This is a genomic window from Xanthomarina sp. GH4-25, assembly GCF_045363175.1.
Taxonomy (GTDB): domain Bacteria; phylum Bacteroidota; class Bacteroidia; order Flavobacteriales; family Flavobacteriaceae; genus Xanthomarina.
Genome location: NZ_JBJFLO010000022.1, coordinates 1 through 1,072, shown reverse-complemented (window position 1 = coordinate 1,072; position 1,072 = coordinate 1). Strand labels below are relative to the sequence as shown.

The 1,072-nt window shown below is 37.5% G+C and carries 1 pseudogene; it reads right to left on the bottom strand.

Annotated features, from left to right (window positions below):
* Positions 1 to 1,072, bottom strand: a pseudogene (locus ACI5KZ_RS14765) (hypothetical protein); the annotation flags it as partial.

Here is a 1,072-nt window from a genome sequence, read left to right as displayed (position 1 = left end):
GTTATCACAAGCATCTGTGAATGTCCAAGTACGAGTAATGATTATGTTACAAGGATCCGTATTATCAGTTGCATCCACACCAGTAACAGTAATATCACCAGCACAATTATCAGCAGCTGTTAAATCACCAGCAGCAGGCACATCAGCGATACACTCGTAAGCGATATCAGCAGGCGCACTAGGAGCCACTGGAGCTGTAGTATCAACAATAGTAAAAGTAGCAGTAGAAATACTTTCGTTACCACAAGCATCAGTTGCTTTAAAGCTAACGATAGCAGATCCAGTTAAACCACAACCAGGAGTTAATACACCTTTATAGTCATCATCCCAAGTTATAGTACTACAATCATCACTTGCAATTGTACCACCATTATTATTTATCCATGTTTCTAAATCAGCTATATTACCTTGACCATCACATTCAACTGTTAAGTCACTAGCTTCAGTTTCAATTGTAGGAGGAACTGTATCAGTAATTGCATATGAAGCAGTTGTTGAAACAGAGTTTCCACAAGCATCAGTTGCAGTAAAGATAACATCTATTGGAGTTGAACAATCAGAAATTGTCCCTCCATAATTATTAGTCCACGTAACTTCAGAACAGTTGTCTGAAGCAGAAGCTCCACCATTATTATCTAACCATGTTTGTATAGCACCATTATTCCCAGTACCATCACATTCAATAGAAATGTTAGATGCAGGAGTTACTATTATTGGGTCGATATCATCATTTATTGAATAGGTGTAAATCCAATCTTGCGAGTTTCCAGCACAATCTGTATATGTCCATGTATAAGTTTTATCACCAATACAATTCGGGTCTGCACTAACAATTGGTCCATTTGGAATTATATCATTATTACAATTATCTGTAATTGATGGAGGAGTAGGTACAGTTTGAGCGTCATCAATACATGTAACAGTTGAACTTTCATTATTTGGTAATACAAAGTCCGCAAAATCAATCGTTACTCTATGTACGTAGTTTTGAGAGTTCCCAGCACAGTCTGTATATGTCCAAGTATAAGTTACTTCGCCTTCACAAGCTGGAGCATCAGATACAACAGGTCCT